Raw genomic sequence first — 22,138 nt, 5'->3', positions numbered from 1 at the left:
TACAGCGGTAACACCTCCAGTCATGTATGACGAGACAGAGGCAATGGAGGCGATTGCGACGTACCGGCAACGGGGTCGTCGCAAAGCAATCGCGATTGCGGGGCTCACCCTCGCCGCGGTTGTGAGCTTCCTCATCGCAGTCATCGTCGGTCCGTTGGACATTTCGCTCGGCCAGGTTTGGAATGCGGTTTTCCGCCCTGAACTTGTCGACGAGCAAACGCGCACCGTCATCCGCACCCTACGCCTTCCGGCTGCGATCATGGCAGTCCTCGTCGGCGTAGCACTGTCGCTCGCAGGCGCGCAGATGCAGACAATCCTGGACAACCCGCTAGCGGAACCGTTCACCCTCGGTATCTCCGCAGCGGCAGCCTTCGGCGCGGCAATGTCCATCGTCATCGGTTGGGTGGTGTTGCCGAACGCGCAACTCAACTTGGCGTTCACCGCAGCATTGTCGGCACTTGTCGCAGTCGCCATCGTTGCCGCTGCCGCAGTGTGGAAAGGTGCAAGCGCTGAATCGATGATCCTGCTCGGCATCGCCCTATCATTCCTCTTCCAGGCGCTACTTTCGCTGTTGCAATACGGCGCGAACACCGAAGCGCTCCAACAGATTGTGTTCTGGACAATGGGCTCGCTGCAACGTGCGAACTGGACCACCACGTCCATTCTTGCCGTGGTTATTGCAGTCGCCATCCCGTTTTGCGTTGCCAATTCATGGCGGCTTACAGCGCTTCGGCTTGGCGACGACCGAGCCGCCGCCCTCGGTATCAATGTCGCCCGGCTCCGCATCACCACCCTGCTCGTCGCTTCAGTGCTCGCAGCAGCCTCGGTGGCGTTCACCGGCATCATCGGTTTTATCGGTCTCGTCGGCCCGCACGTGGCCAGGATGCTGGTCGGCGAAGACCAGAAGTTCTTCCTACCCGCCTCAGCTGCAGCTGGGGCAATGCTGCTCAGCGTCGCTTACGCCGTATCCCTTTCCATCATCCCGGGCGTGGCGATCCCGATCGGCATCATCACGGCGCTCGTCGGCGTGCCATTCTTCATCTTCCTCATTTTCACCCGCAACCGGCGGAAAGGCTGAAACCATGGCAGTCCAAGTAGACGACCTGACAGTGAAATACGGGCGCAGCACCATCCTCGACTCCATGTCGTTCGGCCCGCTAACTGAAGGCAACGTAATCGGCCTGCTCGGCCCAAACGCCGCCGGAAAATCAACGCTGATCAAAACCCTGGCAGGCATTAAAACGCCAACGTCCGGCACCTGCACAATCACTCTCGACGGTGCGACTGTCTCCGACGCTAACCGCCCTCACGTCATCGGTTATGTACCACAGGATCTGCTCACTGGAGCCTCGCTCACCGCGTTCGAGTCCATCGTGATCGCAGCCCGGCGCGGCGGTGGCTCCACCGAAAATCCCGTCGATGCCACAGCACGCATCATGAGCCGGCTCGGAATCACAGCGCTTGCAGACCGCATGATGTCCGCCATGTCAGGCGGCCAGCGACAACTCGTCGGCATCGCACAGATGTTGGTACGCGAGCCTCGCATCTTGCTTCTCGACGAGCCCACCTCCGCCCTCGACCTCCGCCACCAAGTCGACGTCCTCCAGCTGGTCCGTGAGGTCATCGCAGGCACCGACAAGCTGGCAATCGTCGCCATCCATGACCTCAACCTCGCTGCCCGCTACTGCGACGAGCTACTCGTTATGAAAGGCGGCAAGACGATCACCCACGACTCCCCCAACGATGCGTTCACACCCGAACTGTTGGAGCAGGTCTACGGCATCCGCGCCAAAGTTCTCCACGACGGCAACGTTCCTGTCATTTGCCCGGTGTAGGTGCCGGCACAGATCCAGGGCAGGTCCGGGGCAATCATGGGAGTTGAAGAGTTGGGCTAGCCCCACTGCGGGTTGTCCACATCCACGCCAGCATTCTTTGCGTGCGCGGTGATCAGTTCGAGCAGGTAGTCCTGCGCTCCGTCGTAGGCGGCGTGGAAGCGGTCGTCGCCAACGTACATGCGGGCCAGGATGAGCCGGCGCGCCGGGGTGACGTCGTACCACTGGCCGATGCTCGCGCGGTGACGCTCCACCAACGCCTCGGCCTCCTCGGAACCAGGTGCGACGCCGGCATCGCGGGCCACGACTAGGTCCTTAGCCAGCGCGTCCTGCTCTTCCTGGAGGCGCTTGAAGTCGCCGTCACCCATCTGCGCCAGCTTCTCCTGGGACTGTGCCCACTCCGGCGTTTCGCCCCAGCGCTGCTGTGCTTCCTCCTGGTAGGCGGGCATGTTCTCGCCGAGGTACTTCTTCATTGCGTCCATGTTGATCGCTCCTTGTGTTGATTCGTTGATGAGTCTTTCGACAGAGGCGAGTTGTTCCTCGAGGGCGTCTCGTCGAGAAGCAAGTGCCTGTTTGTGGTGTTTGAGGGCGTTTGCGAGGGTGTGCGGGGAGGCGCTGAGAAGCGATGCAATCTCCGCGAGTGGCACGCCAACGCCGCGGTAAAGCGCAATAGCTGCGCCACGTTCAAGATCCGCCTCGGTGTAGATGCGGTGGTCTGCCCACGTGCGCTCCGGTTCGATGAGCCCGAGGGTTTCCCAGTGACGCAACGCTTTCGTCGATACGCCAAGAGCTTGTGCTGCTTGCCCGATCGTGTACTCGTTATCCTCTGTCATGATTGTGATTGAACAGGTTGCCGCTGGGGCAAGCGCAAATTGGAGGCGAACATGGACGATGTGCGTGTAGGCGATTCGGAGCGCTCAGCAGCCCTGGACAGGTTGGGCACACTGTTCGCCGACGGCTACCTCGACGTGAGCGAGTTCGAAGAACGCACAGGGCAGGCTGCAGTAGCGCGCACACGTGGCGAGTTAACCACGCTTTTCGACGACCTCCCGGCCGAACCCGCAACACCAGCACAACCGTCCCCTTCGGAGATGGAGCTGGAACGCAAACTCTCCGCGAAGAAGAAGATGGATGCGGCCATGACGGCAACGGGCGTCCTCGGTTTCATCACGTTTTTCGTCGACCTCGATTACGCCTGGGTGGTGTGGCCCGTGATGGGCGCACTGATGATCGCCTGGTACGCGATATTCGATATCTCCGAAGAGGAAGACGAGGTCCTCGAGGAGCTTCTGGAAAAGGACAAGAAAGAGCGTGCTGAACGGCTCAAGCTGGCCTACGAGCGTCGCAAAGAACTTGGGAAATAGCCGGATATTTCCTGTGCACGGCGGTTAGAGTTGGCGCATGATGTTGCGTCGCGCGCTCGCGCTTGTTACTGCCAGTTCCGTTGCGTTCGTCTCCGCCTGCGCGGGTGGGGATTCCAGGGAAACCGTCGTGGTCACCTCTGTGAAGTGGGTCAACCCCGATGGCTCGGAGATTGAAGGGGAAGATGATCCGGATGGTGAGAAGGGGTCGTCGACAAGCAATTGGCAAAGCGAGTACGCCTGGGTGCTCGACCACCCCGGCGACTACCCCGTGAATTCGGCGGCGCAGTACACACCCGATGGCACATACGAGTACGCGCTGGTGGAAGCCAACGGTGGCGGCTCGCCGGAATTGCTGTTGGCGGTGGGAGGCAGTGACGCATCGCCCGTCATCGTGTTCACGATTGGCGACGACGGTAAGGCCCACGCCTCCGAAGACGTGTTGTTGATGGGCGCGCCGGGTAACGGCGCGGGACGGCTGGCGGTGTGGGCGTCCGCGGATGGGGCGGGTGTGTACCAGATCGCGGGTTCGGCAGGGTCGCGGGAGTCTTCATCCGAGCTGTTCAGACTGGACGGAGCCTCGCTGCGCGGAGGAGCACAGGAGACGTTCCCGAGTGACAGTAACTTGGCGGACCACCTGCTCATCGACTGGCACCCGGTCAGCGATCCGCACCCTCTGCGCGCCGGCACCCCGACTGTGTTCGCACCGTCAGGTGGTGCGTCTGCGCCGGAGAGTTCCAGCCAGATCGAGTTCGTGGGCAATGTTGTGCGCAAAACTGGCGAGGAACTCATGGCGCCGCGCGGGCTTGGCATGCCGAACGGACAGTCGCCGGATAGCGAATACTTCCTGCTCTGGCTGGATGAACCGATGACGGTGACGGGGAAGAAAAACACTTCCACGGAGACAAAAGAAATCGAGTTTGTCACCCTCGGCAGCCGTGAATACTGGCCGCACGGCCCCCAGGAGTACAACACGCAGTGGGAGGATTTCGTGGGCAAGCGGATGAAGTTTACAAAGGACCAGGACGACATCGCTTTCCCGTCTGATACTTCCATGCCGCTCGGCTCGACCTGGATGGGCGACGAGGCTACGTATGAGGTGCTCAACTAGTCAATTTCGCATGTTTGTTCGAATGTGGTCTTTCAGTGTCGGGCGCGCTGTTACATTGAATCCATCACTTCAGCGACCGACGGAAGGAGGGGCCATGACCAGCACCATCACCCAATGCGTCAACGAGATTTCCGCTGCACTTCGCACATTGAGCACGCTTTTCGACGACCCCTCCGCCCTCGCGTTCAACGACATTCGTCGCGACATGGAACGCCTGGAAGAACAATTTAAGAAGAAGGCAACCATCGACGCCGCATTCGCTTTTATTGCCGAACGCGACGACGCCGGCCGCATCGTCGGTGCCAACTACCCCAACGCATACCTCCAGCAGTACCTCGACTTGTCGAAGGGCGAAGCCTACAACCGGCTCGAGCGCGGGCGCTTGTTGTTCGGCCCACCGCCGGAACCTGCCACTCCCCCGGTTGAGGAAGACCAGGATGACGACCTCTTTGGTGCCGCGGACGAGGACCGCCACGACCAACAGGAGCAGGAGCAGCAGGACCGTCAGAAGCAGCAGCAAGACGACGCCCGCAAGAACTCCTCCCAAGTCAGCGCTGAAAAGCAAGACATCATCCGGCGCGAACTAGACAAGCTGCTCAAGGCCGCCTCCGGCGAGCGCACCCGCATCTACGCCGACGCCATGGCCGAAGCGCTCCTGCGCAGCCCGGAAGACCTCCGCCAGTTCGTCCGCCGCGCCGTGGCCGAAGCGAACCGGAAGCACGCTCCCCACTCCAATCCGAATGCGGGGTATGAGAACCGTGGTTTGTCGTTTGGTCGTCGTAAAGCAGATGGCACCGTGGATATCCACATCACCGCCACCGCCGGCGCCGCCGCGTTGATCAAGGCGCACGCGGACAAAGGCCTCGCACCGAACTCCAATCTGCCCGCCGACCAACAAGACAACGTCGATTCCCGCACCCCACAACAGCGACGCTTCGACCAGTTCTTCGCCATCTTCCAGCAGTACGAACAGGACTGCCAGAAGAAGAACGGCGGGGCGGCTTCGGTAGTGATCTCGATGACGCTCGACGACCTTGCCGACGGCGACGCCTCCATGCTCTACGACACCAACACCGGCATCGAAGTCGACTGCTTCGACCTCATCCGCCTCGGCATGGAAGGAACCACCGACTTCCTCCTCCAAGTCGACGGCGTCACCTCAGTGCCACTGTGGATGGGCCGAACCACACGACTCGCCTCAGTCGAACAGCGCATCGCAATGTTCGCCATCCAAGGCGTGTGCTCCTGGCTCGGCTGCACCACCCCAATGACGGAGTGCGAAGCCCACCACATCCTTGCCTGGATCAAGGGTGGCAACACCGACATCGAGAACCTCACCGGCCTGTGTCGCGAACACCACAGGTGTAACAACGACAACAGGGATGGCTCCTTGAACAAGGGGTACATGGATTACGACCCACAAACAGGCAAAGCCGGGTACCGAAAACACCCCTTTGACCCGCTGAAATACAACCAATCGGTCCCAGCGAAACACTCCGCGGTCAGCCGGATCTACGCAGCCAAAGGAAGATGTGACTGCGCCCGAACCGGGGCACCCGACCCTGCCCTTTACCCACCCGGTTACCCACCGGGGAATCCACCCAGCCACCCACCTGGTAGCCCACCGATACCCAAAGGTGCCTAACGGTGCCTACCCTCGAAGGCATGCGTATTTTCACCGTCGGCCATTCCAACCTCGAGTTTGACCAATTCACTGAGATGCTCGAGGCTTCCGGCGTGCGCACCATTGTGGACGTGCGCAAACTCCCCGGCTCCAAGAAGTACCCCTGGTTCAACGACGACCACCTCGCCACACACCTACCCGAGCACGGCATCGCCTACTCCCGAAGCGAAGGCCTTACCGGGCGGCGCAACGTCTCCAAGACCATCCCCTTTGAGGTCAACGGAAACTGGCGCAACCGCAGCTTCCACAATTACGCGGACCACGCGCTTGGTAGCGAGTTCGTGCAAGCCCTCGCAGAACTCAGAGACCAGGCCGCGGAAACCCCAACGGCGATCATGTGCTCGGAAGCAGTGTGGTGGCGCTGCCATCGCCGCATCATCGCCGACCACCTCCTCGCCCACGGCGACGACGTGCAGCACATCATGGGCATGACCCAGCACGGCCCCACCCTAACCCCCGCGAAGCTCAACGACGGCGCCACCGTCGGCGACGACAAAAAGGTGCGCTACCCGGCGAAAGAAACCGAGTAGCACACCTCGAGTTTTAACCCTGTGCTCTAGCGAGAGTGGCTAGCGAGTGCGATTAGTTAGAACGGCGACGCAGCAGCACCAGGAAGCCAGCAACCACGAGGGCCAAAACCCCCAGGCCGATGGCAACGTTACGCCAGGACGCCGATGGCTCAGCCTGCGATTCCGGAGAGGCGGTCGCGGAAGAGTCTGCCGCCTCACCACCAACAACGCTGCGGATCCACTCGGCCTGCTCAGCGACCGGCGCCACCGCGACGGCGGCGTTGGAGGTCATTTCCTCCTCGGTCGGGTTCTCGGGATCCTCGAACAGACCGGCCGACATGATGCCGGCGACCTTGCCGTCGGCGAAGATGGCGCCGCCGGAGTCGCCCGGCTGGATGCGGGCGCCGTTCTTGAGGGCGACGTCGAGGGCGGTTGGGGCGTCGAAAAGGGCGAGCGGGGAATCACCACGCACCTCAGCCTCGGCGGAGGGCAGCTTTGTGGAGCCGCCCGAGCCGTCGGAGGACCAGCCGTAGATGTTGACTGCGCCAGCGGGGACCTCGTCGGCAACCTCTGCAAACGTGTCTAGCTGCATTTCCTCTTCGGTGTGGAGCAGGGCGATGTCGCCACGCGGGGCAATCTCGTGGCGGTCGACCTTGTAGACACGCTGGTCGTCGCCCTGGCCGGTGCGGACCGAGCCTCCCGGCTTGGCGGCAGCCTCGACGCAGTGGCGGGCGGTGATTACCCAGTGGGGGTCGATGGCGGTGCCGGTGCAGACGCCGTCGTCGGGGTCGGAGTCGTCGACACGCACGGAGACTACGGGCTTAGCTTCGTCGGTGTCGCCGGCGAAGGTGGTGCTTTCCATCGCCCATGCGGGTTGGGCGACGAGGGCGCCTGCGACGGCGAGGCTAGCTGCGTACTTTTTCACGATTGTTCTCCTTCACTACCGCGGTGATGCGGCGAATTACAGTTTCAAGCGGCCCGCGCGGAAATACCGCGAGCCATACGTAGGCGATCACGATGGCGCCGCCCACGGTCACCCAGACGTTGAGCCATTCGGCGGTGAGCACGTGGATGCAGTACAGGGTCAGCGGCATCCGCCCCAGCGGCGCGAGCCATCCGAGCCACCGTTGCGCCAGGCAGCACAGGGAGCAGATGCTTATCGACGCCCCCACGCTGCCCACAACGTCTATGAGCCCGCCGGTGTGTCCGGTGGCGTCGAGAAGCGGTGGCAACGGTGTGGTCCAGCGCAGCGCCACATCCAGGGCAAACAGTGCCCCGCCGACCACGAGGCCGGGCCACAACGGCATGTGGCGTTTGAACAGGATGCCGGCGATCATGAGCGCGGCCCACATCAACAGCGGATACGGCCAGGATGACGGCGCGAGCACCGCCGACCCGAACGTGAGGGCGCACGCGAGCCACAGCAACAAAGGTGTGTCCCAGCGTGGCGCCCAGGCGAGCAGCGCCATGCAGACCCCGATGGTGCCGAGCACCACCACGATCGATCCCGAAAATGGGGCGAGCGCGAAGTGCAGGGCGATCAGAAGGATGCCGCGCACGATGAACTCGGCGGGCTGGGCGCGCATGTACCCCATTGAGACACCGGCGATGAAGGCGAACAGCGCGGCCGGGAAGCCGAACAGCACCTGTGCGGTGATGCCGTCTTGGACGGTGAGGTGCGCGACCATCATGGCGACGAGTGCCACCGCGCGGGCGGCGTCGATTCCTACGTTTCGGGTCTGCATGGCTGTGGAAGTTACGCAACCAGATGTTGCGGTGACGTTAACGTGGACGCAACACCCCCGCCGATACGATCGGGGCCATGACAATTCGGGTACTTGTGGTCGACGACGAAGCCTATCTCGCCGACGCCATCGCCACCGCGCTCAACAACGCGAACATGCAGGCTAGTGCCGTTTACGACGGCCTCGAAGCACGTTCACGTATCGACGACACCCGCCCCGACGTTGTCGTCCTCGACCGGGACCTGCCGGGGTTGCATGGTGATGAGGTGTGCAGGTGGGTCGTCGATACGCATCCCGCGACCCGGGTGATCATGCTGACCGCATCCGGCTCCCTGGACGACAGGCTGGAAGGCTTCGGGCTCGGCGCGGACGACTATCTGCCCAAGCCGTTCGAGGTCCCGGAGCTGATCGCGCGGGTTAACGCGCTGGCGAAGCGCAACGCCCCGGCGCGCGGCGAGGTGTATCGGTGCGGAGATGTGCGCCTAGACACCTTTCGGCGCGAGGTCACCCGTGGTGACGAGACTGTGCCGCTAAGCCCGAAGGAGTTCGCGGTGCTCGAGGTGCTCATGGAGGCCGACGGCGGAGTGATCTCTGCCGAGGACCTGCTCGCGGAGGCGTGGGACGAAAACGCGGACCCGTTCACCAACTCCCCGCGCGTGACGGTGTCGCACCTGCGCAAGAAGCTAGGCGAGCCGCGCATCGTGCACACCGTGGCCGGCGCCGGCTACTACGTGGCGGAGGAGGAACGATGAGGCTGAGTTTGCGGGCCCGCATCACGGTGATGTTCGTGGCCACGGTGCTTGGGATGGGGTTAGCGCTGATCGGGCTGGTGTATGCCTACCTGAAGCTCACCCCGGTGCCGGTAACGGCCACCTTCCCCACGGTGGAGGACGGCGTCATCATCGACGGTGCCGTGCCGATCACCAGCGAGATCCTGCGCCGCGTCCTCCTCGCTTCCCTGTCGGTACTCGCCCTTTTGACCCTGCTTGCGGGCGTGATCGGCTGGTTCGTGGCAGGCCTGGTGATCAAACCTCTTCGCGACATTGCCGACGACGCCGCCACCGTCACCCGCGGCGACCTCTCAGCCCGCATCACCCACCATGGTCCCGACGACGAGGTCGGCGAACTCGCAGACGCGCTCAACGTCATGCTCGACGAGCTGGCTGGCGCGGTGGAGCGCCAGCGCCGGTTCGCCTCCAACGCGTCCCATGAGTTGAAGACCCCGATCGCGACGATCCAGACCATGGCGGACGTGGCACTCACCGGCGACGACGCCAACCTACGCCCCACCCTCACCCGCGTGCGCGAGGTCAACGCCCGCAGCGCCGACACCGTTGCCGCCTTGCTGCAACTGGCCAACGTGGACGTGCGCGACCGGCAACGCCTCGACCTGGCAGAACTGTGCCGCGAGGTGTGCACCGACCGCAACGTCCCCGCCGACACTGTGGACGTGACCGTGGATGCCTCCCCCACCCTGACTCGCCAAGCAGTGGACAACTTGCTGCGCAACGCGCTTACACACGGCCATGACCCTGCGCTCACCCTGCGCAAGGTGGACGGCTTCGCCGAGGTCACCGTGGAATCCGGCGGCGAGGCCTACTCCGCGGCCGAGGTTGCAACCTGGACCGAACCATTCGCGCGCGCCGAACGCACCGCAGGTGCCGGCCACGGGCTCGGGCTGGCACTCGTCGATGCGATCGCGAACGCCCATGGCGGATCCCTGGTGCTTGCGCCGCGGGCCGGTGGTGGGCTCGTCGCAAAGCTATCGCTTCCGGCCTAAAGCTCCCGGATGTAGAGCAGCATGCGGGAGCCTTGCTCGATGTTGGTCAGACCATGGCGCTCGTAAAAGCGGCGCGCATCGGTGTCTACCTCGTCGACGTTGATTTGTAATTCGCCGGCGCTGTGCTTGCAGATCTCCTCGAAGACCCGCTGCAGCAGCGCCGTGCCGACGCCGCGATTGCGGTGAGCGGGTGCGACGTAGAGCTCGTCGAGCATCGCCACCGGCCCGTCGAAATACGGGCTCGGGCGCAGGGTGAGGTAGGCGAAACCAATGTCGCCAGCAAGGAGAACGAAGGCGTCGTCGCGCGCGATGATCTGCGCAAACCGCTCCTCAAGGCCTTCGGGAACCGGGGTATCAAACTCTGTGTTGAAATCGTGCAATAGCTTTGCGACGACCCCCGCGTCCCCCACCTCCGCGACCCTGATCTCGTTGGTTGTAGTCATATGCGCACACCTTAACGGCCCTCTTCTGAAACATTTTGAAGTGACCATTAGAGTATTTCGAGTGTCCTAGCAGGGCAGCATGAGAAAAGTTCGATATTGAGGAGGCCCCGGTTGCGTCATTTCAGCCCACTATTCACGATGGGACCTGCACGACGCGACCACATCCCTGCCTTCCGCACCGCGCTCGGCGTGGCCATCCCCATGTTTACCCTGCTAGCGCTCGGGCGGCTCGACCTTGCCATCTACGCAAACTTCGGCGCCTTCACTGGCGTCTACGGCCGCCACGCCACCCGCGAGGTCCGTCTGAAGCACCACATGCTTGCCGGCACCGCACTGACCTTGATGGTCACCCTCGGCGCCACCATCGCGTGGTTTGATGTCAGCCCCTGGATCCTGCTGATTGTCACCTCTATTGCGTCGTCTGTGTGGGCGACGATCGCGCTGGCCACCGACATGAAGCCGACTGGCTCCGTGTTTGTGATTTTTGCCGTTGCTGCCGTCGGTTCCTTAAGTAACCCGGTCCATCCGCTGCTCGCCTTCGCCATCGCGGGCGGCGCGGCGCTGGTGTGCCTTGTTTTAGGTTTGTTCTCCCACCTCATCGGCGAAGGTCCGGGTGGCGACGCGAAGGAAAACGAGATCGCCACCCGAGCCCCCGACGCAGGCCGCGTGCCGCGCCGCCGCCTTGCGGTTGAGGCGAACCGGTTCTTCTTCGCCCCGCTGCTCGCTGGCACCTTGGGACTGATCTCAGTGACGATTGTCGATCCCCTCTCCCACTCCTACTGGGCCATGGTCGCTGCCGCCGCTCCCCTGGTGAACTCCCGGTTTAAGGTGCAGTACTTCCGTGCCATCGAGCGCGTCCTTGGCACCCTGACCGGCATCGCTGTGACCGGCTTCCTACTGTCGCACCATCCGCAGGGCTGGCAGATTGTGGTCTGGATCGTCGTACTGCAGTACCTGACCGAGATGTACGTGACCCGCAACTACACCATCGCCGCCAGCTTCATCACCCCAACAGCGCTGCTCATGGTGCAGGCTGTCGACGCCGCCCCAGTCGGCCCGATGCTGCTCGCCCGCACCGCAGAAACCATGCTCGGCGCAGTGGCCGCTTTGGCGATCATCGCGGTGGGATACGTGCGCAAGTACCCCACTGTTGTGCTGCCACGGAAGGTGAGTTAGCGGGGGCCGTCTCCGGTGCTGATGTTCCATGCGAGCCCGAACTTATCCTCGAGCACCCCGAAATGCGCACCCCATGGCGCCTGCGGTAAGGCGTTCGATGAGACGCTCGCCTTCTTTCACCGACTCAACGTCGACGGTGAATCCAAACACGCCACGATCGAGAGTGCCTTTCTGATTTTGCAGGTCGTCGCCGATCACTGATTGTGAACGGCCCGGTCAAAGTGCCGTACGCAACCGCGTCGCGAGGCGGATCGAACGGGAACTGCACACCTCGGTCAAGCTGCTCGCCGTACGTGAGGATATTCAATTCTCCGCCAAACACGCCGTGGTAAAACTCGAGCGCCTCTCGGGCATTGCCGGGAAACTAAACGTAAAGCGATGTCTTCATGCGCGCCAGTGTAGGCGGAAGTCGTCGAGCCCTTGATTGACCATTGCACGCCAGTCACCCGCTGAATACACTGTATTCAGTTTGATGAAAGGGGTACCCATGGCAACGATGACAATCCGGATGGATGACAATGATGCCGAGCTAGTGCGCAAGTACGCGCGCTTCGAGGGCGTAACTATTTCCGACTTCGCCCGCGATGCGATCTTGGAGAAAATTGAGGACGCGCACGATTTACAGGAGCTTCGCGACGCAATCGCTCACGACACCGGCGAGCGCTACAGTCTCGACGAAATTCTGGCCGACCTCGATCAGTAGCAACTTTCAATGAACGCAGCGGCAGGAGAGTACAAGGTCGAATTCACAGCCCGCGCCCGCAAACAGTTGAAGAAGATGGACCGCTTCGACGCGCGGATCATCGCCACCTGGATCAAAGACAACTTGGAAGGTTGCACCAACCCACGAGCATTTGGGAAAGGGCTCATCGCGAATCGGTCCGGCGAGTGGCGCTACCGCGTCGGCACATACCGAATCCTCGCTCTCATCAACGAAGGCACAATCACAATCGAAGTGCTTTCAATCGGTCATCGCCGCGAGATCTATCGCGATTTTTAGCTCGGACGTAGGGTGGGCGGCATGAACGACCTGACCATCGCGCCCGGCCCGGGGATCCCCGGCGGCGTGGTCATCGCGGCCGCCGACCTGACGGAGCGGTTCGCAAAGTCGTCGGGGCCGGGCGGCCAGGGCGTCAATACCACCGACAGCAAGGTACAGCTTTCCCTCGACATCGCCGCATGCGCATCGCTTACCGACGCCCAACGTCGCCGCATCTTGCGCAACCTCGAGCATCGCCTAGACGGCACCGTCCTCACCGTGGCAGCGTCGTCCCAGCGGTCACAGGTCCGCAACCGTGCCGAGGCGCGCGAGCGGTTGGCCGCCCTGCTGCGCGAGGCGCTCGCCCCGCCGCCTCCCCCGCGGCGCAAGACGAAGCCGACCAGGGGCTCGGTGCGGCGCCGTCGAGAAGCGAAGATGCGTCGCTCGGAGCTGAAGTCCATGAGGAAGCGGCCCCAGATTCCTTAGAGCTGTCACCATCGACCACAAGCGCCCTGGGCCAGTAGGCTTCAGCGCATGGAACGGACTTACACATGGCAGCATGTAGACAACCCCTTAATCCAGAACGAAGCAAGGGTGCAGTTCCACCAAACTGGCTTGACGGCTAGCGGTACCCAGGTCGGGGAAGGTTACAAAGCCGCCTGGGATCTGAGGGCTGTAGAAAACTGGGTAACTCAAAACGTGGTGGCCAACGTCGTGGGCGAAGGTTGGGAGCGTCACCTTAAGCTCACACGGTCCGAAGAAGGCGAGTGGAAATCGACTACTAAAGAATCAGGCACCCAGCCGGACCACCTCCCGTCACCGGGTCTTGTACAACCAGCTGATCTGGAAACTGCAGTGGACTGTGACCTGGGTCTATGCCCCTTGACAAACACGATGCCCATTCGGCGCCTCGGGTTGCTCGAAGAGAATGTCCCCAAGACTCCGCTCATCATGGCCTGGATCGATATGCCCTCTCTCCAGGTAATCGCCTCGGATCAGTACTACAGTTCAATCGACTCACACAAAGTTCGCTACGCAAGCGGAACACGAGGAGTCGATGTAGAGCTCGAAGTCGACGAAGATGGGGTTGTCGTCTACTACCCCGACATGGCGCGACGCATTTAAAGTCGCTGACCTGCTACGCCGAGGCAGCCTGGAGCGGCTGAATCCGTTCGATTTCCGCCAGGATTTTGTCTTCTGCCACATCCAGGTCGTACTGGGCCTGTAACCCAAGCCAGAACTGGGGGCTCATCCCGAAAAACTTCGCCAAACGAAGGGCAGTGTCAGCGGTTACAGCGCGCTTACCGTGAACAATTTCGTTGATCCGGCGGGGCGGAACGCCGATGGAGACGGCCAGCTTGTGCTGGGTGATCTCCATTTCCTTGAGAAAGTCCTCCATAAGGATCTCACCCGGGTGAACCGGAGGGAGCTTGTCAGTGGTAGTCAACGATCTCAACCTCCTCTGGCCCCGCGGCGGACCACCGAAAACAGATCCGCCACTGGTCGTTGATTCGAATGCTGAACTGACCCCGCCGGTCGCCTTTCAAGGCCTCGAGCCGGTTTCCCGGAGGAATCCGTAACTCATCGAGAGTCTGCGCGTACCCAAGCTGGCGAAGCTTGCGCAGCGCTACTGAGTGAATGCGGGAATCGATCGAGCGGACCCGCTCTCGATTCCACAGACGCTCAGTGTCCTTGTCAGCGAATGACTGGATCATGTCTCACCCTATCCCCCATAACGCGAAGCGTCAATAACGCACAACGTTAAGTTTGTGCTCGCCCGAATACAAATGCACACCCACTTTACGCAACCACACCGTCGCAAGCTCCGCATTACGGTGGCTACCGTGAAGACAATAAAACGGGAAGCCGATCAGTGAAGATCAGGTTGATGCTTGGGTCGCCGAAGCCGAAAAAGGCTACGACATCGAGTTCTTGCGCTCTCGCGGGAGTGACCCTCGCGATTCAATACGCTCCACTACGCCGGAAGGCTGAGTCCCCGCCCGGACACCATGCTGCGCTTTCTTAGCCCCGCCCCCATAATGATGCCCATGAGCGACCCCAACTTCACGATCCGCCAGATCACTTTCGACTGCCTCGAACCGTCCCAGCTCGCCGAGTTTTGGTCCGCCGCCACAGGTTGCGAAATCGCCGCGGATTACGGCGATTTCGTGATGGTTGATTCCACCCCAGCGCTAGGGTTTCAGCGCGTTGACGATCCCACGCCTGGCAAGAACCGCATGCACATCGACGCTGGCGGGGCGGAGCGCGAATCCTTAGTAGAGCGCCTCAAAGGCTTGGGCGCAACCGAACTCGGCACCCACAAAGCACCGGGATTGGTGTGGACAGTAATGCAGGATCCAGAAGGCAATGAGTTCTGCGTGGGCAGCCCCGAGGACTAGCGACACGTTGAACTTGAACTCGACGGTATGTCGTTGCAAAGTTACCCCCTCTCGTTAACACCATCAAAAGGAGTGTTATCCAATGAAAGCGTTCGGCTTCTTAAGCTTCGGGCATTACGCCTTCGGCAGCTAGTGCGGGCCATCTGCGGAAAAGATCGCCAAGACTCGTCTGGAGATCACCCAGGCTGCGGACGAAATCGGCGTGAACAACGCGTCCTTCCGAGTCCACCACTTCGCACTGCAGGCCTCCGCCCCGATGCCGCTGCTGTGTGCTATCGCGGCCACCACCAAAATCATCGAGGTGGGCACCGGCGGCATCGACATGCGCTAGCGCATATCGGGGTTGTAGCGTTTGAGTCATTGACTCCCGCCGTCTACAAGTATCTACACACTTGATCGGTGCTGCACGTTTCAGGATCCGGGTGCGCGGCGTCCTGGCTAAGGTCCGCGATAGTGTCGCGCAGCACGGAGAGCTGCGCGATCTGCTGCTCGATCTCAGCGAGGCGCACGTCAAGCAGGTCGCGCACGTGCTCGCAGGGCGCATGGCCGCCGTCGCGGATGTCGAGGATCTGGCGGATCTGGGCGAGAGTGAGACCCGCGGCCTGGCCGCGGTGGATGAAGTCGATCCGAGCGACCGTCTCGGGCGCGTAGTCGCGGTATCCGGACGGCGTGCGCTCGGTCGGGGGCAGAAGGCCCTGTTCCTCGTAGAAGCGAAGGGTCTTCGCGGTAGTGCCCGCCCTCTCGGCGAGTTCTCCGATCCACATTGCTGTCTCCCTCCGTGGCCGCGCTTGACCTTCCCCTGCACTGGAAGGTCCAGTATGGATGAGACAGAGCAGAAAGCCAAGAGTTGACAGGAGTAGCGATGCCTACGAAGTACGATCTCGCCATCATCGGATCGGGAGGCGGCGCGTTCGCCGCTGCGATCCGCGCCAGCACGCTCGGGAAGTCGGTGGTGATGATCGAGCGCGGGACGCTCGGCGGCACCTGCGTGAACACGGGCTGCGTCCCGTCGAAGGCGCTCATTGCCGCGGCCGGCGCGCGGCACGTCGCGGTCGATGCCGCAACCCGGTTCCCCGGGATCGCGACGACGGCGGATCCCGTCGACATGCCCGCGCTGATCGCTGGGAAGCAAGCGTTGGTGGAGTCGCTGCGCGGCGAGAAGTACGCCGACGTCGCCGACTCCTACGGCTGGCAGGTCCTCCGCGGCGACGCCTCGTTCGTGGGCACCCCTGATGCGCCGGTTCTCGATGTTGCCGGATCCGACGGAAGCGTCGAGTCCATCGAGGCCCACCACTACCTGGTCGCGACTGGTTCTCGCCCGTGGGCACCGCCGATCGACGGCCTGAAGGAGACCGGATACCTGACCTCGACCACGGCGATGGAGCTGACGGAGGTCCCCGAGTCGCTGCTGGTGCTCGGCGGCGGCTACGTCGCCCTGGAGCAGGCGCAGCTGTTCGCCCGCCTCGGCTCGCAGGTCACGCTGCTCGTGCGGTCCCGGCTCGCCTCGAAGGAGGAGCCGGAGGTGTCGAAGGCGCTCCAGGAGGTGTTCGCCGACGGGGGCATCCGCGTCGTCAGCCGCGCAGTGCCCACCCGGGTCTCCCGCGGCACGGGAGGCGAGGCCGTCGTGACCGCCGCCTTGTCCGGCGGCTCGCAGGAGTTCCGCGCCGACCAGGTCCTGGTCGCCCTCGGACGCCGTCCCGTCACCGATGGCCTGAACCTCGATGCGGTCGGGGTGAATACCGGAGACTCCGGCGAGGTGGTCGTCTCCGACCGGCTGCAGTCCTCGAACCCGCGGGTCTGGGCCGCGGGCGACGTGACCGGGCACCCCGAGTTCGTCTACGTCGCCGCCCACCACGGCACCCTCGTCGCCGAGAACGCGTTCGCTGACGCCGACCGGTCCGTCGACTACGCCCGCCTGCCGCGGGTGACGTTCACCGGGCCCGCGATCGGCGCGGTCGGGATGACCGAGAAGGACGTCCTCGCCGCGGGGATCCACTGCGACTGCCGCGTCCTGCCCCTGCACCACGTGCCCCGCGCCTTGGTCAACCGCGACACCCGCGGGTTCATCAAGATCGTCGTGAACGCCGAGACGAAAGAGATCCTCGGCCTGACCGCCGTCGCCAAGGACGCCGGGGAGCTCGCCGCCGCAGGCGTCCACGTGCTCGGCAGGACCGTCGCCGAGGTCGCCAACGCCTGGGCCCCCTACCTGACCATGGCCGAGGGCATCCGAATCGCCGCGAAGGCCTTCACCACCGACCCGTCGCTGCTGTCGTGCTGCGCATGAACGGCAACGCAGGCAATCGGGGAGATCTCATCCTGAAGCAGACGATGAGCGCCGATCAGGACCGCGACGAATGGCGCGCCGGTCCCGTCGTCGCTGCAGTGACCGGGCTGCTCTTGCTGGCATGCTGCGCGCTTCCGTCGCTGCTCTGCTGCGGCCTGCCGTTCATCGCGGCGGGCGGAGCACTCGCAGGCGTCGGTGGGCTCCTCGGTAATCCCTGGATCATCGGTGCCGGGACCGCCGTCGTGATGGCCGTCATGGCGGGGATGCTCGTCAGGCTACGGCGGCGGCACCGGCGCCGCAGGTCCGGCTGCTGCGAAAATCCTTCGACCGCTGATCGGAACCGGTAGTTCGAGCGGATCCAGCGATCACTGCCACCTGCGGAGGCCGCTGAAATCGAAGCCCGACGGGAGAAGGAGGAGCAAAAAGCGTTCGAATCAACCGGTGACGAGGATAATACTGAGGCTGGATCCCGGCCGTCGCGACGCGGTCTCCGCTTCCGCCGAGACGAGAAAGGGTTGTGGGCACCTAGGCTGGGCGGCATGAACGACATGACCATAGCACCCGGCCCGGGGATCCCCGACGGTGCGGTCATCGCCGCCGATCTCGCGGAGCGTTTCGCGAAATCGTCGACTCCGGGCGGCCAGGGCGTCAACACGACGGACGGCAAAGTCCAGCTTTCCATCGATGTCGCGGAATGCGCATCGCTTACCGACGCCCAGCGTCACCGTATCCCGCGCAACCTCGAGCACCGCCTAGACGGCTCCGTCTTTACCGTGACTGCGTCGACTCAGCGGTCTGTGTTTCGCTAGTGGTCCTCTCGCCTGCACCTGCGACACAGCCTCGTGCCCCCGGGCCGTAGCGTTCGGGGGAGCACAATAGCCCCAGTCCTCATCACGTCCCGGGATCAAAGAGTTCATCGCAGAGGTTAAGCACTACACGTTGAACTTGAACTCGACGGCGTGTCGGCGCAAAGAAACCTTCCCGCTAAAGACAGCAAGTAAATCCAGAGAAGTACCGCAGGATGCGGTCATGGCGCTATCGCTCCCGGAACATCTAGCAACTCGGGAAGCAGTAGGGCACGGGAAGATGCGCGTCAAATGTACACCGCCCGCCAGGTCGAGTTGGGCACCAAGGTGCGCAAGCTGCTGGCGGACAAAGGCTACGTCTCCGTCGCCGCCCCCGGCTTCGAGGCCACCTCCATCGTGGTCATGTACGCCACCGCCCCGGAGCAGGCCAACGGATCCGCGTTCAAACAGGCCGGCGTCCAGATCGCCAGCGGTGTTCCGCTGCAGGTCGGCGAGCCGGAGGGCTTTTCCGCCTTCCGCATCTGTCTGTTCGGCTTGGACAAGTGGGGCGATGTCGACGGCACCGTCGCGCGGTTCGCCGAGACGCTGGACAAGGTTGTCTCTGCCTAGCCGAAGGTCAACGAATACAGTTTCACGCCTGCCGTGGGCCGGATGTGCAGCACTCCCTCGGTGGGCGTGTCGCTTTTCGCAAGGTCGAGGGTTCCATCTGTGACCGGGAACGACTTTGTCGCACCGTCCGGATACTCGACCTCGATCTCGCCTTCACCCGAAACCACGAGCTGGACCCACTTGGCGAAGACGTTGATGTCCAGGTGTCCTCCACTGGTGGTCTGCACTGATTCCTCCTCGAGAATCCACGTCCCGTTCAAAGTGAACATGCCGCGCTCCGGAGCGGCCGGTTCACCGAAGTCGTGCTCGCCGTCGGTGTAACCGGGCTGCTTGGTGTACTCGGCGCGCGCAGTGCCGAGATAAGTTTCCGGGTTGCGGCCCTTCGTACCGCCTGCTGCTTCGCCGCTTTCGACCGGTTCGGGGAGGTCGACGTCGGGGTTGGCGTCGATGAGCAATTCACGCACGAGCTTTTCTGTTTCGGCGTAGCTTCCCTCCCCTTCCACGATCTGCCGGACGTTGCCGTGCTTGTCCACCAGGTAGCGGGCTGGCCAGTAGCGGTTGTTGAAATTCCTCCATGTAGCGAAGTCATTGTCCTGCGCCACCGGGTAGTGGATACCTTCCTTTTCTACGGCGTTGCGGACATTGCCCAGGTCGTGCTCGAAAGCGTACTCAGGGGAATGGACGCCGACGACGGTGAGGCCGGAATCGCGATAAGTGTCGTAAAGCTTGGTGATGTGCTCCCCCGCACGCTGACAGTTGATGCAGGCGTACGCCCAGAAATCAACGAGCATGACACCACCGTCCTGCGGGCTCGGCGGCTGGTCGGTGTTGATCCAGTTCGTCAGCCCCGCGAATTCCGGTGCCGGGCCACAATCCTGCAGCTGCGCGGGGTCGGCACGGCGGCACGACTGCAGTGAACCGCTCCCAGTTGGGCCGACCTTGCTGAGAGCGTCATTGGCCAAGTCCGAATTCTCAAAACGGTTCGACAGCGACGACGTCCAATTCGGCAGGGCACGCTGGATCGCCGCCGGCGCGTCGAGAGCCAACGCCACAGTGAAGACCAGGATGAGCACGCCGATGGCCTTACGGTGGCGCTGCACCGCGTCTACCTTGTCACCGATCTTGTTGCCCGCCAGGGCGAACACGAACAGCGGCAGCGCGGACCCAATCGCGAACGCGACAGTGAGCACCACCGTGTTCCAGCCGATCTGCCCAGTCGAGCCCGCCACCGTCACCGCTGCAAGCACCGGGCCCGCGCACGGAACGTACACCGCGCCAAGGGCCAGACCGATGAGAAAACCTCCCTTGCCGCGCGTTTTCTCCTGCAATGCCGTGGGGCGCGGAAGCGCGTCAAAGGGCTTCTGCAACACCTCCCCCACTGGCGGGAAAATCATTCCCAGCCCCACCCATGCCAGCAACACCACTCCCGCCCAGCGCAATACCGACTGTGGCAAATGCAGCGCACTAAGCAGAATCGTACCCAGCAGCGCGATCGCGGCGAAGCTCACGACCAAACCTGTCACCACGTGCGACGGTTTACGCCCGACGCTGACCCCCAGCACCACCGGCAACACTGGCAAAATGCACGGCGACAATGCCGTGATCACACCCCCGATGAATCCAACAAGAATCACGCTGATCATGAGTTTCCTCTACTTTCCGGTTACCTTTCCTACACCCAGCAATACGGAGTGAGCGCCCGCATCGGATTGGTCCAATCCGCATCAGCCCCCGGCTCCGTAGTACTCAGTGACGGGCCAGAAACACTGCGCCTGCGAACCGAAAAAGTGAAGGAGACACTATGTCTATCAACCGCGCAATCGCCAGTGCCAGCGCCATCGTCATCGCCGCCGTCGGCCTCGTTGCATGCAACGACTCCGGGGAGAAGATGGAGGACAAGATGGACGGCTCCATGACCCCGTCTTCCGCGGCGATGATGGAGGACAAGATGAGCGAAGAGAAAATGACGGAAGAATCCAAGTAGCACATAACCCAGGTATTAGAGTTAGAACCTGTGGATCTTGACCACCTCTTAGAAAGCGTGCGCGCGGGCGATAAAGTCGCCTTCGCCGAGCTTTACGACGTTCTGGCCCCACAGGTTCTAGGTCTCACCACCCACATCTTGCGCGACCGGGCCCAAGCGGAAGAGGTCACCCAAGAAGTCTTCGTGGAGGTATGGCTAAGCGCCCACACCTTCGACCCACACCGCGGCAGCGCCAAGTCACGGGTACTGCGGCTCGCCAAATCGCGAGCCATCGATCGGCTGCGGAGCTGGCGCAGCTCCCAAGCCCGCGACACCGACGATTTCAACAGTCAACTGACCACGTGGGTCGCTGCCGCTGAGGACGAAGCTCAACAGCGACTAGAGTCTGAGGAACTGCAAGAACTCATTGATTCAATCGGAGAGCCCCATCGAAGTGCGCTCATGCTCGCGTATTTCGGGGAACTCACCCACCAAGAAATCGCCGATGCCACTGGCGTCGCTCTCGGAACAGCCAAAACCCGGGTACGCGACGGGTTGCAAAAGCTTCGCAAGGCCGTGTCGTTGAAAGGAGGCCTGTGATGGATAAAGATATCGAGGACCTCTTCAATTCCGCAGCCACGCCGGTCACTCCGCCACCGGAGCTCAAACGCTCAATCATGGAGCGTATCGACGCCACCGACCAGGTCGCTGACTTCGACACCGCGCGGAAGAACCGCTCCGGGCGACGTCTCGCAACCGCCGCAGCAGCCGCCGTTGTGCTCATCGCCGGTGGCGGGTTCGCGGTCACCCAATTCACTGTCGACGAGTCACGCGAATCCGTGACAGCCCAGGGCGTCGACGAAATGCACGCAATTATGGAGGCCGACGACGCGCGTCAAGGTCAGGCCGACGCGATGGGCGCGAGCCTCGACATCGCGATCAGCTCTGACATGGGCAAGGGCGGCGCCATGGTCAACGGCCAGCCAGCTCTCGACGACGGCATGGGGGCACAAGTGTGGGCAGTCATGGATGACGGCGCCATGGAATCGGCTGGAGTCATCGGCCAAGAACCCCACGACGACGTGTGGATGCCGCTGCCCGGTGGAACTGCTTCAGTCCTCGTCACCGAGGAAGTCGCCGCCGGCGCGGCGCAACCCACCGGCACGGTGCTGGCCAACGTGACGCTCTAGTGCCGGCTGCCTCCCTTGGCGCGCTTCAGGCCATTCGCGTTCTAAAAACCACAAAGCCCCGACCCAAAGTGGATGAGACGCGGTGGCAGGCCTAGCGTTAGTCCTATGACGTTGCCAAAGTTCGGTCCCGCTTGGGCCGGCGCTTTAATGGGAACCTCGATTGCGTCGAGTTTGACTGGGTTACATGGATTTCATGTAGCCCAGCTCGTTTTTGCGCTCATCGCGGCGGGGCTCCTCGTTGTGTTCACGGTCGGCGTGCGCAATGAG

The 22,138-nt window shown here is 62.7% G+C and carries 28 protein-coding genes and 2 pseudogenes; 22 read left to right on the top strand and 8 right to left on the bottom strand.

Features of this window, described 5'->3' with window-relative positions; translation table 11 throughout:
- The first annotated feature begins 22 nt into the window (after positions 1–22).
- Positions 23–1,078, top strand: a complete 1,056-nt coding sequence (locus tag HMPREF3171_RS08655) for a FecCD family ABC transporter permease (RefSeq protein WP_168161894.1) — start codon at positions 23–25, stop codon at positions 1,076–1,078.
- Between the two features lie 4 nt (positions 1,079–1,082).
- Complete coding sequence (locus HMPREF3171_RS08650) at positions 1,083–1,835, top strand: ABC transporter ATP-binding protein (protein WP_070484432.1); 753 nt, start codon at positions 1,083–1,085, stop codon at positions 1,833–1,835.
- Between the two features lie 56 nt (positions 1,836–1,891).
- Here HMPREF3171_RS08650 and HMPREF3171_RS08645 read toward each other — a convergent pair whose 3' ends face one another.
- Positions 1,892–2,665 carry a MerR family transcriptional regulator gene (locus HMPREF3171_RS08645; protein ID WP_070484429.1) on the bottom strand — a complete coding sequence of 258 codons (774 nt, stop codon included), beginning with the start codon at positions 2,663–2,665 and terminating at the stop codon, positions 1,892–1,894.
- A 51-nt stretch (positions 2,666–2,716) separates the two neighbouring features.
- Between HMPREF3171_RS08645 and HMPREF3171_RS08640 the strand changes: the two genes are divergently transcribed.
- The 4 genes from HMPREF3171_RS08640 to HMPREF3171_RS08625 all read left to right on the top strand — a co-directional run bounded on the left by HMPREF3171_RS08640 (position 2,717) and on the right by HMPREF3171_RS08625 (position 6,518).
- Positions 2,717–3,196 (top strand): DUF1707 SHOCT-like domain-containing protein, encoded by a 480-nt coding sequence (locus HMPREF3171_RS08640; protein ID WP_070484427.1) that lies wholly within the window; start codon positions 2,717–2,719, stop codon positions 3,194–3,196.
- A 37-nt stretch (positions 3,197–3,233) separates the two neighbouring features.
- Positions 3,234–4,304: a hypothetical protein gene (locus tag HMPREF3171_RS08635; protein ID WP_070484424.1), complete on the top strand. Its 1,071-nt coding sequence runs from the start codon at positions 3,234–3,236 to the stop codon at positions 4,302–4,304.
- A 94-nt stretch (positions 4,305–4,398) separates the two neighbouring features.
- Positions 4,399–5,949: an HNH endonuclease signature motif containing protein gene (locus tag HMPREF3171_RS08630; RefSeq protein ID WP_070484422.1), complete on the top strand. Its 1,551-nt coding sequence runs from the start codon at positions 4,399–4,401 to the stop codon at positions 5,947–5,949.
- Between the two features lie 20 nt (positions 5,950–5,969).
- Positions 5,970–6,518, top strand: coding sequence for a DUF488 domain-containing protein (locus HMPREF3171_RS08625; protein ID WP_070484508.1), 549 nt, complete (start codon positions 5,970–5,972; stop codon positions 6,516–6,518).
- Between the two features lie 52 nt (positions 6,519–6,570).
- Here the strand turns inward: HMPREF3171_RS08625 and HMPREF3171_RS08620 are convergent, their stop codons facing one another.
- A complete protein-coding gene (locus HMPREF3171_RS08620; RefSeq protein WP_070484419.1) occupies positions 6,571–7,422 on the bottom strand; it encodes a trypsin-like serine protease in 852 nt (283 codons plus the stop codon).
- On the bottom strand, positions 7,403–8,242 hold the full coding sequence (locus HMPREF3171_RS08615; RefSeq protein ID WP_070484417.1) for a DUF418 domain-containing protein: 840 nt from the start codon (positions 8,240–8,242) through the stop codon (positions 7,403–7,405). The genes HMPREF3171_RS08620 and HMPREF3171_RS08615 overlap by 20 nt, the downstream gene beginning before the upstream one ends.
- 77 nt (positions 8,243–8,319) lie before the next feature.
- Between HMPREF3171_RS08615 and HMPREF3171_RS08610 the strand changes: the two genes are divergently transcribed.
- Both HMPREF3171_RS08610 and HMPREF3171_RS08605 read left to right on the top strand, forming a co-directional pair.
- A complete protein-coding gene (locus HMPREF3171_RS08610) occupies positions 8,320–8,994 on the top strand; it encodes a response regulator transcription factor (RefSeq protein ID WP_070484413.1) in 675 nt (224 codons plus the stop codon).
- Complete coding sequence (locus HMPREF3171_RS08605; protein ID WP_070484410.1) at positions 8,991–10,022, top strand: sensor histidine kinase; 1,032 nt, start codon at positions 8,991–8,993, stop codon at positions 10,020–10,022. Before HMPREF3171_RS08610 ends, HMPREF3171_RS08605 begins: the two co-directional genes overlap by 4 nt.
- On the opposite strand, the gene aac(3)-XI is transcribed toward HMPREF3171_RS08605, so the two are convergent.
- The gene (gene aac(3)-XI, locus HMPREF3171_RS08600; protein WP_070484407.1) at positions 10,019–10,465 is read right to left on the bottom strand and encodes an aminoglycoside N-acetyltransferase AAC(3)-XI; all 447 of its coding nucleotides are present in this window, start codon (positions 10,463–10,465) and stop codon (positions 10,019–10,021) included. The genes HMPREF3171_RS08605 and aac(3)-XI overlap by 4 nt on opposite strands.
- Positions 10,466–10,603: 138 nt before the next feature.
- Here aac(3)-XI and HMPREF3171_RS08595 point away from each other — a divergent pair, with 138 nt between their 5' ends.
- The 5 genes from HMPREF3171_RS08595 to HMPREF3171_RS08570 all read left to right on the top strand — a co-directional run bounded on the left by HMPREF3171_RS08595 (position 10,604) and on the right by HMPREF3171_RS08570 (position 13,745).
- On the top strand, positions 10,604–11,641 hold the full coding sequence (locus HMPREF3171_RS08595; RefSeq protein ID WP_070484403.1) for an FUSC family protein: 1,038 nt from the start codon (positions 10,604–10,606) through the stop codon (positions 11,639–11,641).
- 487 nt (positions 11,642–12,128) lie between these two features.
- Positions 12,129–12,344 (top strand): type II toxin-antitoxin system RelB family antitoxin, encoded by a 216-nt coding sequence (relB, locus tag HMPREF3171_RS08585; RefSeq protein WP_070452628.1) that lies wholly within the window; start codon positions 12,129–12,131, stop codon positions 12,342–12,344.
- Positions 12,345–12,353: 9 nt separating this feature from the next.
- Entirely contained in the window at positions 12,354–12,641 is a 288-nt protein-coding gene (locus HMPREF3171_RS08580; protein ID WP_070452625.1) for a type II toxin-antitoxin system RelE family toxin, read from the top strand.
- 21 nt (positions 12,642–12,662) lie between these two features.
- On the top strand, positions 12,663–13,106 hold the full coding sequence (arfB, locus tag HMPREF3171_RS08575; RefSeq protein WP_070452622.1) for an alternative ribosome rescue aminoacyl-tRNA hydrolase ArfB: 444 nt from the start codon (positions 12,663–12,665) through the stop codon (positions 13,104–13,106).
- A gap of 48 nt (positions 13,107–13,154) precedes the next feature.
- Positions 13,155–13,745 (top strand): putative glycolipid-binding domain-containing protein, encoded by a 591-nt coding sequence (locus HMPREF3171_RS08570; RefSeq protein ID WP_083284865.1) that lies wholly within the window; start codon positions 13,155–13,157, stop codon positions 13,743–13,745.
- A 13-nt stretch (positions 13,746–13,758) separates the two neighbouring features.
- Here the strand turns inward: HMPREF3171_RS08570 and HMPREF3171_RS08565 are convergent, their stop codons facing one another.
- Positions 13,759–14,019 carry a HigA family addiction module antitoxin gene (locus HMPREF3171_RS08565; protein WP_070452758.1) on the bottom strand — a complete coding sequence of 87 codons (261 nt, stop codon included), beginning with the start codon at positions 14,017–14,019 and terminating at the stop codon, positions 13,759–13,761.
- Positions 14,020–14,053: 34 nt separating this feature from the next.
- On the bottom strand, positions 14,054–14,335 hold the full coding sequence (locus HMPREF3171_RS08560) for a type II toxin-antitoxin system RelE/ParE family toxin (protein ID WP_005290974.1): 282 nt from the start codon (positions 14,333–14,335) through the stop codon (positions 14,054–14,056).
- A gap of 333 nt (positions 14,336–14,668) precedes the next feature.
- Here HMPREF3171_RS08560 and HMPREF3171_RS08555 point away from each other — a divergent pair, with 333 nt between their 5' ends.
- Both HMPREF3171_RS08555 and HMPREF3171_RS12505 read left to right on the top strand, forming a co-directional pair.
- On the top strand, positions 14,669–15,019 hold the full coding sequence (locus HMPREF3171_RS08555) for a VOC family protein (protein ID WP_070484397.1): 351 nt from the start codon (positions 14,669–14,671) through the stop codon (positions 15,017–15,019).
- Between the two features lie 82 nt (positions 15,020–15,101).
- Positions 15,102–15,347, top strand: a pseudogene (locus tag HMPREF3171_RS12505) (LLM class flavin-dependent oxidoreductase); the annotation flags it as partial.
- A gap of 46 nt (positions 15,348–15,393) precedes the next feature.
- On the opposite strand, the gene HMPREF3171_RS08545 reads toward HMPREF3171_RS12505, so the two are convergent.
- Positions 15,394–15,783 (bottom strand): heavy metal-responsive transcriptional regulator, encoded by a 390-nt coding sequence (locus HMPREF3171_RS08545; protein ID WP_005290994.1) that lies wholly within the window; start codon positions 15,781–15,783, stop codon positions 15,394–15,396.
- Positions 15,784–15,881: 98 nt separating this feature from the next.
- Between HMPREF3171_RS08545 and merA the strand changes: the two genes are divergently transcribed.
- The 4 genes and pseudogenes from merA to HMPREF3171_RS08525 all read left to right on the top strand — a co-directional run bounded on the left by merA (position 15,882) and on the right by HMPREF3171_RS08525 (position 18,718).
- Positions 15,882–17,303, top strand: a complete 1,422-nt coding sequence (merA, locus tag HMPREF3171_RS08540) for a mercury(II) reductase (protein ID WP_070484394.1) — start codon at positions 15,882–15,884, stop codon at positions 17,301–17,303.
- On the top strand, positions 17,300–17,650 hold the full coding sequence (locus HMPREF3171_RS08535; RefSeq protein ID WP_005293255.1) for a hypothetical protein: 351 nt from the start codon (positions 17,300–17,302) through the stop codon (positions 17,648–17,650). The genes merA and HMPREF3171_RS08535 overlap by 4 nt, the downstream gene beginning before the upstream one ends.
- A gap of 192 nt (positions 17,651–17,842) precedes the next feature.
- Positions 17,843–18,232 (top strand): annotated as a pseudogene (locus HMPREF3171_RS08530) (peptide chain release factor I).
- 168 nt (positions 18,233–18,400) lie between these two features.
- On the top strand, positions 18,401–18,718 hold the full coding sequence (locus HMPREF3171_RS08525) for a hypothetical protein (RefSeq protein ID WP_070484391.1): 318 nt from the start codon (positions 18,401–18,403) through the stop codon (positions 18,716–18,718).
- On the opposite strand, the gene HMPREF3171_RS08520 is transcribed toward HMPREF3171_RS08525, so the two are convergent.
- Positions 18,715–20,361 carry a cytochrome c biogenesis protein CcdA gene (locus HMPREF3171_RS08520; RefSeq protein ID WP_070484384.1) on the bottom strand — a complete coding sequence of 549 codons (1,647 nt, stop codon included), beginning with the start codon at positions 20,359–20,361 and terminating at the stop codon, positions 18,715–18,717. The two genes, HMPREF3171_RS08525 and HMPREF3171_RS08520, sit on opposite strands and share 4 nt — an antisense overlap.
- A gap of 158 nt (positions 20,362–20,519) precedes the next feature.
- Here HMPREF3171_RS08520 and HMPREF3171_RS08515 point away from each other — a divergent pair, with 158 nt between their 5' ends.
- From HMPREF3171_RS08515 to HMPREF3171_RS08505, 3 genes are read left to right on the top strand one after another with little or no spacing between them, the layout of a single operon-like run.
- Positions 20,520–20,702, top strand: coding sequence for a hypothetical protein (locus HMPREF3171_RS08515; protein ID WP_070484380.1), 183 nt, complete (start codon positions 20,520–20,522; stop codon positions 20,700–20,702).
- 30 nt (positions 20,703–20,732) lie between these two features.
- Complete coding sequence (locus tag HMPREF3171_RS08510) at positions 20,733–21,281, top strand: sigma-70 family RNA polymerase sigma factor (protein ID WP_070484377.1); 549 nt, start codon at positions 20,733–20,735, stop codon at positions 21,279–21,281.
- Positions 21,281–21,871: an anti-sigma factor gene (locus HMPREF3171_RS08505; RefSeq protein ID WP_070484373.1), complete on the top strand. Its 591-nt coding sequence runs from the start codon at positions 21,281–21,283 to the stop codon at positions 21,869–21,871. The genes HMPREF3171_RS08510 and HMPREF3171_RS08505 overlap by 1 nt, the downstream gene beginning before the upstream one ends.
- The last annotated feature ends 267 nt before the right edge of the window (positions 21,872–22,138 follow it).

The organism is Corynebacterium sp. HMSC08F01 (assembly GCF_001807545.1).
Classification (GTDB): Bacteria; Actinomycetota; Actinomycetes; order Mycobacteriales; family Mycobacteriaceae; genus Corynebacterium; species Corynebacterium coyleae.
Note: the sequence above shows the minus strand (reverse complement) of the source record. Positions and strands in the feature narration are given on the sequence as shown.